The sequence below is a fragment of the Pseudacidovorax sp. DMC4 genome (assembly GCF_056314265.1).
Genome location: NZ_JBQUYR010000001.1, coordinates 525,921 through 537,671, shown reverse-complemented (window position 1 = coordinate 537,671; position 11,751 = coordinate 525,921). Strand labels below are relative to the sequence as shown.

Here is an 11,751-nt window from a genome sequence, read left to right as displayed (position 1 = left end):
CGAGGCGCGGACCGCGCGCTGGGTCAAAACGCGTCGCGGCCGGCCGGACGGGCGACGATGCGCAGGTCCTCGCCGATGCGCTGCACGTCGTGGAACACCCACGCCGGCGCGTCCGCCAGCGAGGCCAGCGGGCTGGTGGGCGTGGGCCGGTGGAACATGTCCAGCCCCTCGCCGATGAGCTTGGGCGCGAGGTAGACCAGCAGCTCGTCGACCAGCCCGGCCCGCAACAGCGAGCCGGCGAGCTTGTGGCCGGCTTCCACATGCAGCTCGTTGATCTCGCGCCGGGCCAGGTCGGCCAGCATCGCGGCGAGGTCGACCTTGCCCTGGGCGTCGGCCATGCGCGTCAGGTGGGCGCCGCGGGCCTGCAGCGCGTCGGCTCGCGCGTCCTCCGGCGCTGCCGCGTAGAACCAGACCGGCCGCTCGGCCGCGAACAGCCGGGCGTCCAGCGGGGTCTGCAGGCGGCTGTCCACCACCACCAGCGTGGGTTGGCGGGCGATGGTCAGGCCGCGCACGTCCAGCCGGGGGTCGTCGTCCAGCACGGTACCGGCGCCGGTGAGCAGGGCGGCGGCGCGGGCCCGCCAGCGGTGGCCGTCGGCGCGGGCGGCCTCGCCGGTGATCCATTGGCTGGTGCCGTCGGGCAGGGCGGTCTTGCCGTCCAGCGAGGCGGCGGTCTTGAGGCGGACCCAGGGCTTGGCGCGCACCATGCGGCTGAAAAAGCCGATGTTGAGGGCGCGGGCGCCCTGGGCCGGCTCGCTGGCGGCGTCGAGCAGGCGGGCGTCGATGCCCGCCGCGCGCAGGCGCGCCATGCCGCGGCCGGCGACCTGCGGGTTCGGATCCTGAAGCGCCGCCACGACTCGGCCCACGCCGGCCGCCACCAGCGCATCGCAGCAGGGCGGCGTGCGGCCGTGGTGGCTGCAGGGCTCGAGCGTCACATAGGCGGTGGCGCCCTTGACGGCATGGCCGCGCGCCTGGGCATCGCGCAGCGCCATCACTTCGGCATGAGGCCCGCCGGCCTGCTGGGTGTGGCCCTGTCCCAGCACCGTGCCGTCCTCGGCCACGATCACACAGCCGACGCGGGGGTTGGGATCGGACAGGCCGACCGCGCCCGAGGCCAGGTCCAGCGCCCGGGCCATCCAGGTGAGGTCGTGGTCGGGCAGGGGTGGCAGGACGGGGAGGTCGCTCATGAGGCTTTGAAGCAGTCGCTCGGCAGGGTGTCCGCGGCATTGTTGCTGATCGTGCGACGGCCGGTCTGGTCGACGGACAGCGTGCCGCAGCGGTCGCCCTGCATGGCGCCCGTGGGCGTGGCGGCCAGTGTGAAGCGCTGCGGCTGGCTGGCGTCGAGCGTCAGCGTCAGGCGATAGACGACAGCGCCGGTGGCGGGCACGCGGGTCAGGGCGTCCGGCAGTGCCGCGCCCGCAAAGCTCAGGCGGGCGGCGTGGTAGCGATGCAGATGATGCTCGGCCTCCATGAGGGCCAACTGGGCCGCCGCGCGATGAGTGCGTCGCACGTGCTCCTGGTAGGCCGGCAGCGCGATGGCGGCGAGCAGCGTGGCGATGGCCAGGGCCGCCAGCAGCTCGATCAGCGAGAAGCCGGTGGGTGGCCGGCGCGGGGCAGAACGTTTCATCCGGGGTTGGCGGCGGGAGGGGTGATCAACGTGCGCCAGCGGCGCGTCCAGCCTGGGGGCGCGCAGGTCGGGGTGGACGGCGCGCCCGCGCCCTGGCAAGGGTCGGCGGCCTTGCGAAGCACCGCCTGCTGCCAGGCCTCGGCACCGTCGAGCAGCATGCCGGTCTGCGCCGAGACCTGCGCATCGGCCGAGAGACCCCGTGCCGTGACCACGAAGCGCAGGCCCTGCGCGCCGTCCGCGAGCCGCTGGAACAGGCATTGCCCCGCCCCCAGGCTGCGGCCGTCGGGTCCAGCGACGGCGGCGGTGCGCAGGCCGGAGGCGCCCGGGCGCCAGGCAGACAGCCGGTTCCAGGTCTGCTCGGCCTGGGCGGCGGTCACGGCGACGGTTCGCGGATCGGCCGCATCGGGGGCGAGGGTCGCCATGACCAGCGCTTCGCATTGGCGCAGGGCGAGGCTGGCGGCCTCCTGGGCCTGCGCACTGGTCTGCTGGGCCTGCAACTGCCGGGCGGCGGTGATGGCGCCCCGCACCGCCAGGGCGGTGGCCGCTGTCAGCGCAGGCAGGAGCAACATCAGGACCACGAGGGCCTGCCCTCGCTCGGCCAGATGCCGCGCGCGGGGTGCCTGGCGACTGCGGCGCTTCATGAGGAGGTTCCCGCGTCCAGTGCAGGCCGCAGGGCATGGAAGAAGACCGTGGTGCGAAAGCTGCGCCGCAGCCGTCCGTCCAGGGCCTGCTGCGGCTCGCCGTCGCAATCGAGGTAGGACTCCGGCGTCTGCTGGGCGCCTGCCACCGGCGAGGCGCTGCGCACGACGATGCACAGGCTCATGCCGATCACGCGCCGCCAGCGCTCGGCGGTGGCGCCCAGCGCGGCATCGTCGGCCCGCACATAGGCTGTGACCTGCGCCGACTGCGGTTCGCTGCCGTCGGGAAGGCGAGTCACGGCGTAGAGTACGCGCATGTCCTCGACCTGGCTGGCGAGGGCCTGCTTGCTGCCCATCACGCCCGCGTCGCGCAGGCCGCGACAGTACAGCGTGGGCACGCCGTCATCGTCCGGCTCGATGAAGTAGCGCTGGTCGGCCAGCGCGTAGCGCAAGGCGCCGTCCGAGCTGGACGTGGCCCAGGCGGCGATGCCCTCCAGCACGCAGTTGGACGGCTGGTCGGTGCCCACCGGCACCGTGACATGGACGTCTGCCTGATGCCGGATCGCGAAGGCGTGCGGCCGCGCATCGCCGGTGGGCGCCTTGCAGGCCAGTGCGTCGAAGGCGGCGCCCGTATCGGAAAAGGCGCCTGCGCAGCCTCGCACGGCGAGGCCCTGGAAATGCGGCGTGCCCTGGTCGTCGAACTCCGACAAGCCGGCGAGCCGCATCTGCTGGGCCAGCAGTTGCAGGGTCATCGCGCCGTCGCTGTGGAGTTGCACCTGCGCCGCGACGCGGCGTACCGGCTGGCCGGTGATCACGTAGACCTGGACCGCCAGAAGCACGAGGGCAAGGCCGATGGCGGAGGACAGCAGCAACTCGACGAGGCTGGTGCCGGCCTGCCGGTGCCGCGCGTGTCGACGGTGTTCCGATGGCATCAGAGGGCGAAGCGCTGGAAGAGGCAGGCCTGTTCGGGGGCAGGCTTGCCCAGTTCGGCCGGGCAGTCGGCCTGGTTGGCGGCACCCAGCCCGTCCTCGGCTGCCGCGCCGGCGGTCCACCAGACCAGCCAGACCTGCAGCACCTGGGCGCCATTGTCCTGGGTGGTCTTCACCTGCGCACGAGCCTGGGGCAGTTGGGCGGCCGCCGTCGTGAGGAGGTTGCGCTGGTCCAGCGCTGCGACCCGCCGCGCGGCCTCCGCGGCGTCGGCCAGGTCGGCTGCGGGTGCGGCGGCTGCAGGCGGTGGCTGATCGAGGCCGAGCGCATAGCGCCCCTCCTGCAGGCCCCTGGGATTCATGCGGGCGCGTTCGGCATGGTCCTGCGCGAGGAGGAGGGCGGCCGCCCGTTGCTGGGTGGCCTGCAGTTGCTGGTAGGTGCGTGCGGCCAGCCGCGCCCCACCCAGGGCGGCACCGGCCAGGAGCATCAGCGCGACGAGCACTTCGAGCAGCGAAAAGCCCAGGGCGCGGCGGCGAGGCGCGATGGCGGCCACCCTCACGATCCGGTCGTCACCCGCGCACGGCCGATGCGGTTGAGCACCAGCTTGCGCACCGGCACTTCGGGATGGCTCGAGGTGATCGCGAGGCTGGTCGGCGTGCTGTTCAGCAGGCCGTTGGGCAGGAACACGAGGCGCTGGACGCTGCCGCTGGCCGGCGCGATGCGCAGCAGCCCGGGCAGACGCGGCTGGACGTGCATCAGCGGCTCGTCCGTGCCGCGCACGCCGTCGCCATCACGGTCGCCGAAGACGATCCAGCCGGCGCTCCAGTCCGAGGAGGCGAGGCAGCCGTTGCCGTCGGCGCTGACGCAGACCGTGGCACGGCCGGAGGAACGCAGGGCGTGGATGCGCGCGAGGTCGAGGCTCTCGCGCAGGGCTTGGCTGGCACGGCTGCTCTGCCAGTCGCGCAGCCAGCGCGCCACGTTGGGCATGGCCACCGTGGCGGCCGTCAGCATGACGGCCAGACAGATCAGCCCCTCGACCAGCGAAAAGCCCCGCATCCGCGCCGATCGCGCGTTCCTTCCTCGCATGGTGCGCCCCCTCGTTCCCGTTCGAGCGCGGGATGTTAGGGACGCATCCATGCGCCAGGCACCGATGCACGACGGGAGTGCCGCCGGGGGCGATCAGCGGACAGGCAGGGAGAGTCGGGAAAGGAAGGTGAGCCGACGCTGCGGGCGTGCATCGGCATGCTGCCGCCCCAGGAGGCCGGCGGCGGTCAGATGTCCCGCAAAAGCCGGCGGAACTCTTCGACGTCCTCGAAGCTGCGGTACACCGAGGCGAAGCGCACGTAGGCGACCTTGTCCAGCCGCTGCAGCTCGTGCATGACCAGTTCGCCGAGCTTGCTCGACTCGATCTCGCGCAGCCCGCCCGACAGCAGCGTCTGCTCGATGCGCATGAGCGCCTCGTCGATCTGCTGCACGCCCACGGGTCGCTTGCGCAGGGCGAGCATCATCGAGGCGCGCACCTTGGCCGGGTCGTAGTCGGCGCGGCTGCCGTCCTTCTTGACGACCGCCGGAAAGTTGACGTCAGGCCGCTCGTAGGTGGTGAAGCGCTTCTCGCAGCCGCCGCACTGGCGGCGGCGGCGGACGAAGTCGCCATCTTCCGAGATGCGGGTCTCGACGACCTGCGTCTCGGCGTGGCCGCAGAAGGGGCATTTCATGCGGCCGTGCCTGCTTCAGCGGTAGACCGGGAAGCGGCTGGTGAGTGCTGCAACCTTGGCGCGCACGGCTTCGATGTTGGCGGCGTCGCGCGGGTTGTCCAGCACGTCGGCAATCAGGTGGGCCGTGGCGCGGGCTTCCTCGTCCTTGAAGCCGCGGGTGGTCATCGCAGGGGTGCCAACGCGCACGCCGCTGGTCACGAAGGGCTTCTCGGGATCGTTGGGGATCGCATTCTTGTTGATGGTCATGTGGGCGCTGCCCAGCACGGCCTCGGCTTCCTTGCCGGTGATGCCCTTGGCGCGCAGGTCGACCAGCATCACGTGGCTCTCGGTACGGCCGCTCACGATGCGCAGGCCGCGCGAGGTCAGCGTCTCGGCCACGATCTGGGCGTTCTTCACCACCTGCTGCTGGTAGGCCTTGAACTCGGGCGTCAGCGCTTCCTTGAAGGCCACGGCCTTGGCGGCGATGACGTGCATCAGGGGGCCACCTTGCAGGCCTGGGAAGATGGCGCTGTTGATCGCCTTTTCGTGCTCCGCCTTCATCAGGATGAAGCCGCCACGCGGGCCGCGCAGGCTCTTGTGGGTGGTGGAGGTCACCACATCGGCATAGGGCACAGGGTTGGGGTACACGCCCGCGGCGATCAGGCCGGCATAGTGGGCCATGTCGACCATGAAGATGGCGCCGACGTCCTTGGCCACCTTGGCGAAGCGCTCGAAGTCGATGCGCAGGCTGTAGGCCGAGGCACCGGCCACGATCAGCTTGGGCCTGGACTCGTGGGCCTTGCGCTCCATCGCGTCGTAGTCGATCTCTTCCTTGTCGTTCAGGCCGTAGGAGACGACGTTGAACCACTTGCCTGACATGTTCAGCGGCATGCCGTGGGTGAGGTGGCCGCCTTCGGCCAGGCTCATGCCCATGATGGTGTCGCCTGGCTTGAGGAAGGCCAGGAACACGGCCTCGTTGGCGGAGGCGCCGCAGTGCGGCTGCACGTTGGCGGCGTCGGCGCCGAAGAGTTGCTTGATGCGGTCGATGGCCAGTTGCTCGGCGACGTCGACATATTCGCAGCCACCGTAGTAGCGCTTGCCCGGATAGCCTTCGGCGTACTTGTTGGTGAGCTGCGAGCCCTGGGCGGCCATCACGGCCGGCGAGGCGTAGTTCTCGCTGGCGATCAGCTCGATGTGGTCTTCCTGGCGCTGCGTCTCGGCGACGATGGCGGCGTACAGCTCGGGATCGGTCTCTGGGACCAGGATATTGCGTTGGTACATGGCAGTCCTTCGAAGAAGAGGGACCTTGCGGCGTCGGATCCGGCAAGGGCTGCCCAGGCGAACGGCTGATCGCCCCGGCTCCAGCCGCGGGCGGTGCGCTTCCCAGTGGTCATCCACGTCAGCGCCGGCTCGCCTCGCAAGGAGGGGCCGCGCCTATCGCCAGTCGCGCACCGGCGGAGTGTAGCCGAGGCCTTCGTCCCTCCCTCGTCCCAGGGGAACCGCAGCGCGCCACGCCCAAGAAAGAAAAAGGCGCCTGATCAAAGGCGCCTGGGAGGCTCGCCGGGGTGGCAGCGGTCAGGACGCGGGTTGTTCCAGCAGGGCGACCGTGGCGGGCGGCCGCGTCGTGGGCTTGGGCTCTCCCGCCGGGGCCATGACCGGGATCGGCTGGGTCCGTTGCGTGGGCTGCGTCGGCATCGCGGCCGGCGGCGGCGTGGTGGCGGCCGGTGCCGAGGGGGTGAAGATCGGCACATTGCGGCCGTTGGCCACCTGGCGCAGGCGGTCGTGCTCGGCCATCACCTTCACGGTGTAGCCGCCGTCGTCACCCAGGTTCGCAGCACCGACGTAATAGCGCAGGCCGCCTTCCAGCGAGCCGGCGCGGGCGATGCATTCCTGCAGCACCTTGACGCCGACGCGCAGGTTGGTGATGGGGTCGAAGGCCGCGAGCGTGCCACCGGCCGGCTCGTACTTGTCGCCATGGACGCGGGTCATCACCTGCATCAGGCCCTGTGCGCCGACGGGGCTCTGGGCGAACGGGTTGAAGCTCGATTCGACGGCCATGATGGCCAGGATCAGCGTCGGATCGAGCTTGGTCTGCCGGCCGATGTCGTAGGCCTCGGCGACCAGCACGCTCAGGGGCTCGGCCGCCACCTTGTATTTGCGGCTGAGCCAGTAGGCCACGGCCGCCTGGGGGCGGGGCAGCTCTTCGGGGCGCGCCGCGGTGGCCCGCTCCACGGCGTTGGGTGCCGGATCGGTGGGGGCCGGAGCCGGCTTGCGAGATTCCACCCAGGCAGCCAGACGCTCCTCGCCAACCTGTTGCAGGTCGGGGCGGGCGGCCAGCGCGACGACGACGAACACGAGCGCGAGCCCGATCAGCGCGAAGCCGTTGTGGACGATCTCGAAGAAACCATCGGCTACGTCGCTGGCAAAGGTTCGCAACCCCTGCATGCCAGCCCGCAAGACCTGATTCATTCGCTACTTTCCTTTCTCTGCGAGCTCCAAGGCTGCGAGTCGTGCACCAGGGTGCCGACTGCCTCGAACGATCGCGTGATGCGGCGGAGAACAGGTCCGTGCAGGGATACAAGGTGCACGGGCGTCCTGACTTCGCCAGAGAGGCCGGACCTGGGAAGTCCGGAAGAGAGCCCGGGGAGTAGGACTGCGGGAGCCCGGGCAGCGCGCATTCTAGGAACCGTTAAATACACGGTCAAGAATATCGAATCTTTTCTTTATGCTAAATAGGTGCTTAAAAGTTTGTCTATTGCCCCACCCAGCCTCATCGCTCGACTTCATTTGCCACGCCCGGTCGGCAGGCCTAATCTGCGGCTGTCTGCATCGCAGACGCTCCGCCGGCGCTTCTCCTGAAGGACGCAGTCCTGACGGGTGGCCCGGCCCCTCGGCGGCAATCCCTTGCTGCCAGTGCGTCGGGAACCTTCTTCTTCCCGCGCCAAAAGATGGATGCGGCCTGGCGCCCTCCGTCGAGCCCGGTGGCCTGTGCAAGCAGCCACCGGGCTTTTTCGTTGTGAGGTCCGCCGATGCCGACAAGGGGCGCCCACGCGGCGGCGCCCCGCCTCTCGTCGCAGGGCGAGTACGCGTTGCGGCACACTCCGCCCATGAATTTCTCCGGAACGAAGTACGGCCTTTGGTTGAGGCGGCTGGGCGTCGCCATCGCCGGCCTGCTGCTCCTGTGGCTGCTGCTCTGGGCCGCCGTGCCGCCGCTCCTGAAATGGCAGATCCAGAAGCAGGCATCGGCAGCGCTGGGCCGTAGCGTGACCTTGGGGGGCGTGCAGTTCCGGCCCTGGACGCTGGAGTTGTCGCTGTCGGACCTGGCGATCGCTGGCGTGGACGCTGCGCCGCCGCTGTTCACGGCGAAGCGCCTGTATGCGGACGCCGAACTTCAGTCTTTCCTGCGCCTGGCGCCGGTGGTCGATGCGCTGCGCATCGAGCAGCCCGCGCTGCGGTTGACGCGGCGCGCGGATGGCGCGCTGGACGTCGACGACATCCTGCGCCGGCTGAGCGGCCCCGCCGAGCCCAAGCCCGCGGGCGAGCCCGCCCGCTTCGTGCTCTACAACCTCGCGATCCACGACGGGCGCATTGCGCTGGACGACCAGGTGGCGAAGCGCCAGCACGTGGTCGAGGGGCTGGAGGTGCAGCTGCCCTTCCTCAGCAGCCTGGCATCGAAACGCGAGGTGGACGTCGAGCCCCGGCTGGCATTCACGCTCAATGGCAGCCGCTTCGACTCCTCCGCGTCGTCCCTGCCCTTCGCCGCCACGCACAAGACGGCCGCGCAGTTGCACATTGCCGGCCTCGATCTGGCGCCCTACCTGGCCTATGCACCGCCCGGCCTGCCGGTCGCGCTGCAGTCGGGCGTCGTGGACGTGGACCTGCGTGCCGACTTCGAGCGGGCCGACCATGCCTCGCTCAAGCTGTCCGGCACGGTCCAGGTCAAGGACGTGAAGGCCGTGGATGCGCAGGGCGGCGAACTGCTCAGGCTCGATGCGCTGAAGGTCCAGCTGGCGGATGTGCGTCCGCTGGAGCGGCAGGTGCATCTGGCGTCCGTGGAGGTCGATGCGCCCACGCTGGCGGCACGCCGCGACGCGCAGGGTCGCATCAACCTGCTGCTCACCGACGGCCGGACGCCGGCGCCGGCCACCGCGCACGCCGCTCGCACGGCCGCGCCGCCGACCTCGGCGCCATCGAAGGACGCTGCCGCGCCCGGTGCGTGGCAGGTGCGGGTCGACCGCGTGGCGGTGCGGGAAGGCCGCGTGGCCTGGCGCGACGATTCCGTGCGCCCAGCGGCGGCCATCGATGTGACCGGCCTGGGCGTCACGGTGGACGACGCGGCATGGCCCATGGCGCAACCGGCCCGCTTCTCGGGCGAGATGGCCGTGGCGCAAGGTCGGCTGCGCTTCGAAGGGCAGGGCAGCCCGAGCACGGTGAAGGCCCAGCTGGAGGCCAGCGACGTCCCGCTGTCCCTGGCCGCACCCTACCTGGCCTCGACGCTCAATCCGGCCGTGGACGGGCGCCTGGGCGGCCGACTGGGGCTGCAGTGGTCGCCGCAGACGCTGCTGCTCACGGCCGAGCGCGCCACGCTCGACAGCCTGTCGCTGACCGAAGGCAAGACGGCCCTGGCTGCGGTCGGCCACTTCGAGGTGCGCGATGCGCAGGCCGATCTGAAGGCGCGCACGCTCAGCGTGGGCAGCCTGACGGCCACGGAGCCGCGCGTCCGGGTGGAGCGGGACGAGGAGCAGCGCTGGATGTACCAGCGCTGGCTGCGCACGCCCGACGCGTCGACTGCGCCGGTGGCGCAGCCCCGCCAGGTGCAGGGTGAGCCGCCGCCCCCGTGGAAGGTCCGGATCGCGGCCCTGTCCGTCGACGGCGGTGACGTGGAATTCGCCGACCGCGCCCAGGCCGGCGCGCCGGTGGAGGTGAAGCTTGCCAGCCTGCGCCTGCGGGCCCGCGACCTCGATCCCGCGTCTGCTGCGGCGTCGCCCGTGGAGTTGGCTGGCCGCATCACGGCAGGCACCCGGTCGGAGCCGGGCCGCGTCGACTTCAAGGGCAGCCTGGCGATGGCCCCGGTGGCGCTGTCCGGCCGGCTGGAGGCCACGGGCCTGCCGGTGCATGCCTTCCAGCCCTACTACGGGCAGTCGCTCAATGTGGACGTGCGGCGTGCCTTCGCCGCCTACCGGGGTACGCTGGCGGTGGCCGTCCAGCCGGCGGGCGTTCAGGCAAAGCTCAGCGGCGACCTGTCGGTCGACGACCTGCGGGTGGACAGCGTGGCGCTGACCGCCGCAGACGGCCCTGCGACGGGCGCGGCGCGGGGCGAGCGGCTGCTGCGCTGGAAGACGCTGGCCCTGCGCGGTTTCGAACTCGATCAGCGTCCCCGCGCCGCCCTGCGGCTCGACGTGCGCGAGACCACGCTCACGGATGCGTTCGCACGGATCATCGTGCAGCCCTCGGGACGCCTGAACCTGCAGGCCATCACCCGCCAGGGCCAGCAGGAAAGCGAGCGGGCCGCGGCCGAGCGGCCGGCACCGCGCACCGCGTCCGCGCGTGGTGGTGCCAGTGCCACCACCAATGCCGGCGAAACGGGCCCCGCATCGGCGCCAGCGCCGGCGCCGGCCACTGCGCGGGCAGAGGCCGCGCCAGGCCTCGCGCCCATCATCCATTTCGGCCCGATCAGCGTGGTCAATGCGCGTGTTGACTTCTCCGACCTGTTTGTGAAGCCGAATTATTCGGCCGACCTCACGGAGCTGACCGGCCGGCTCAGCGCCTTCTCCTCCGAGCCGGCCGACGGCGGCCGGCCGGCCCTGGCCGATCTGGAGCTTCGCGGCAAGGCGCAGCAGACCGCTTCGCTCGAGATCCTGGGCAAGCTCAATCCGCTGGCCAAGCCGCTGGAACTGGACATTGCGGCGAAGGTGCGCGACCTGGAGCTGGCGCCGCTGTCTCCTTATTCGATCCGCTATGCCGGCCATGGCATCGAGCGCGGCAAGATGAGCGTGGACGTGCACTACCAGGTCGCGCCGGACGGGCGCCTCACCGCCACCAACAAGCTGGTGCTCAACCAGTTGGCCTTCGGCGACGAGGTCAAGGATGCGCCCAACAGCCTGCCGGTGCGCCTGGCCGTCGCCTTGCTCGCCGACCGCAACGGCGTCATCGACGTCGATCTGCCGTTGTCGGGCTCGCTCAACGATCCGCAATTCAGCATCGGGCCGCTGATCTGGAAGGGCATCCTCAACCTGATCGCCAAGGCGGTGACCTCTCCGTTCAGCCTGCTCACGGGCGGCCTGGGCGGTGGCAGCAGCGAATCGAGCGTCGTGCCCTTCGCCTTGGGCAGCGACGCGTTGTCCGACGCGGCGAAGCAGAGCCTGGACAAGGTCGAGAAGGCACTGGGCCAGCGCGACGGCCTGCGCCTCACCCTCGTCGGGCAGGCCAGCCTGGAGCGTGAACGCGACGCGCTGCAGCGCGAGCGCCTGCGCCGCATGGCCCTGGCCGAGAAGCGCCGCGCAGCGGTGCGCGGCGGCACCGACCCGGCCGAGGTCGGCCCGGTCACCGACGCCGAATACCCGGCGCTGCTGGAGGCCGTCTACAAGCGGGCCGACATTCCCAAGCCCCGCAATCTCATCGGCATGGCCAAGTCGCAGTCGGTGGCCGAGATGGAGAAGCTGCTGCTGCCGACCATTGCCGTCGACGAGCAGTCCATCCGCGAGCTGGCCATCGCCCGGGCCGCGGCCGTACGTGACTACCTGCTCCAGCGGCAGTTGCCCGGCGACCGGATCTTCCTGGGGGCGGTTCGCACGCGTGCGGACGGCGCCGACTGGATGCCCGGCACGGCCTTGGCGCTGGACATGCCCTGAGAAGGATTCCTCAACCG

10 protein-coding genes and 1 riboswitch are annotated in these 11,751 nt (G+C 71.0%); of the genes, 1 reads left to right on the top strand and 9 read right to left on the bottom strand.

Annotated features, from left to right (window positions below; all coding sequences use genetic code 11):
* Positions 1-23: 23 nt before the first annotated feature.
* The 9 genes from ribD to ACT54X_RS02395 form a co-directional block, all read right to left on the bottom strand.
* The gene (gene ribD, locus ACT54X_RS02435; RefSeq protein ID WP_294369350.1) at positions 24-1,184 is read right to left on the bottom strand and encodes a bifunctional diaminohydroxyphosphoribosylaminopyrimidine deaminase/5-amino-6-(5-phosphoribosylamino)uracil reductase RibD; all 1,161 of its coding nucleotides are present in this window, start codon (positions 1,182-1,184) and stop codon (positions 24-26) included.
* The gene (locus ACT54X_RS02430; protein ID WP_476344836.1) at positions 1,181-1,624 is read right to left on the bottom strand and encodes a type IV pilin protein; all 444 of its coding nucleotides are present in this window, start codon (positions 1,622-1,624) and stop codon (positions 1,181-1,183) included. Before ACT54X_RS02430 ends, ribD begins: the two co-directional genes overlap by 4 nt.
* Positions 1,621-2,265, bottom strand: a complete 645-nt coding sequence (locus ACT54X_RS02425) for a hypothetical protein (RefSeq protein ID WP_354318625.1) — start codon at positions 2,263-2,265, stop codon at positions 1,621-1,623. The genes ACT54X_RS02430 and ACT54X_RS02425 overlap by 4 nt, the downstream gene beginning before the upstream one ends.
* Complete coding sequence (locus ACT54X_RS02420) at positions 2,262-3,194, bottom strand: PilW family protein (protein ID WP_476344833.1); 933 nt, start codon at positions 3,192-3,194, stop codon at positions 2,262-2,264. Before ACT54X_RS02420 ends, ACT54X_RS02425 begins: the two co-directional genes overlap by 4 nt.
* Entirely contained in the window at positions 3,194-3,748 is a 555-nt protein-coding gene (gene pilV / locus ACT54X_RS02415) for a type IV pilus modification protein PilV (RefSeq protein WP_476344831.1), read from the bottom strand. Before pilV ends, ACT54X_RS02420 begins: the two co-directional genes overlap by 1 nt.
* The gene (locus ACT54X_RS02410; RefSeq protein WP_294369338.1) at positions 3,745-4,245 is read right to left on the bottom strand and encodes a GspH/FimT family pseudopilin; all 501 of its coding nucleotides are present in this window, start codon (positions 4,243-4,245) and stop codon (positions 3,745-3,747) included. The genes pilV and ACT54X_RS02410 overlap by 4 nt, the downstream gene beginning before the upstream one ends.
* A gap of 215 nt (positions 4,246-4,460) precedes the next feature.
* Complete coding sequence (nrdR, locus tag ACT54X_RS02405) at positions 4,461-4,904, bottom strand: transcriptional regulator NrdR (RefSeq protein WP_017759788.1); 444 nt, start codon at positions 4,902-4,904, stop codon at positions 4,461-4,463.
* Positions 4,905-4,919: 15 nt separating this feature from the next.
* The gene (gene glyA / locus ACT54X_RS02400) at positions 4,920-6,164 is read right to left on the bottom strand and encodes a serine hydroxymethyltransferase (protein ID WP_476344829.1); all 1,245 of its coding nucleotides are present in this window, start codon (positions 6,162-6,164) and stop codon (positions 4,920-4,922) included.
* A gap of 44 nt (positions 6,165-6,208) precedes the next feature.
* Positions 6,209-6,341, bottom strand: a riboswitch (ZMP/ZTP riboswitch).
* Positions 6,342-6,458: 117 nt separating this feature from the next.
* Positions 6,459-7,352: a lytic transglycosylase domain-containing protein gene (locus ACT54X_RS02395; RefSeq protein WP_294369336.1), complete on the bottom strand. Its 894-nt coding sequence runs from the start codon at positions 7,350-7,352 to the stop codon at positions 6,459-6,461.
* A 638-nt stretch (positions 7,353-7,990) separates the two neighbouring features.
* Here ACT54X_RS02395 and ACT54X_RS02390 point away from each other — a divergent pair.
* Entirely contained in the window at positions 7,991-11,734 is a 3,744-nt protein-coding gene (locus ACT54X_RS02390) for a DUF748 domain-containing protein (protein WP_476344826.1), read from the top strand.
* Positions 11,735-11,751: the final 17 nt, after the last annotated feature.

What these genes read in the sequence shown, in the direction of transcription:
- ribD (WP_294369350.1), bottom strand. Translation starts at nt 1,184, where the DNA reads ATGAGCGACCTCCCCGTCCTGCCACCCCTGCCCGACCACGACCTCACC.
- ACT54X_RS02430 (WP_476344836.1), bottom strand. Translation starts at nt 1,624, where the DNA reads ATGAAACGTTCTGCCCCGCGCCGGCCACCCACCGGCTTCTCGCTGATC.
- ACT54X_RS02425 (WP_354318625.1), bottom strand. Translation starts at nt 2,265, where the DNA reads ATGAAGCGCCGCAGTCGCCAGGCACCCCGCGCGCGGCATCTGGCCGAG.
- ACT54X_RS02420 (WP_476344833.1), bottom strand. Translation starts at nt 3,194, where the DNA reads ATGCCATCGGAACACCGTCGACACGCGCGGCACCGGCAGGCCGGCACC.
- ACT54X_RS02410 (WP_294369338.1), bottom strand. Translation starts at nt 4,245, where the DNA reads ATGCGGGGCTTTTCGCTGGTCGAGGGGCTGATCTGTCTGGCCGTCATG.
- nrdR (WP_017759788.1), bottom strand. Translation starts at nt 4,904, where the DNA reads ATGAAATGCCCCTTCTGCGGCCACGCCGAGACGCAGGTCGTCGAGACC.
- glyA (WP_476344829.1), bottom strand. Translation starts at nt 6,164, where the DNA reads ATGTACCAACGCAATATCCTGGTCCCAGAGACCGATCCCGAGCTGTAC.
- ACT54X_RS02395 (WP_294369336.1), bottom strand. Translation starts at nt 7,352, where the DNA reads ATGAATCAGGTCTTGCGGGCTGGCATGCAGGGGTTGCGAACCTTTGCC.
- ACT54X_RS02390 (WP_476344826.1), top strand. Translation starts at nt 7,991, where the DNA reads ATGAATTTCTCCGGAACGAAGTACGGCCTTTGGTTGAGGCGGCTGGGC.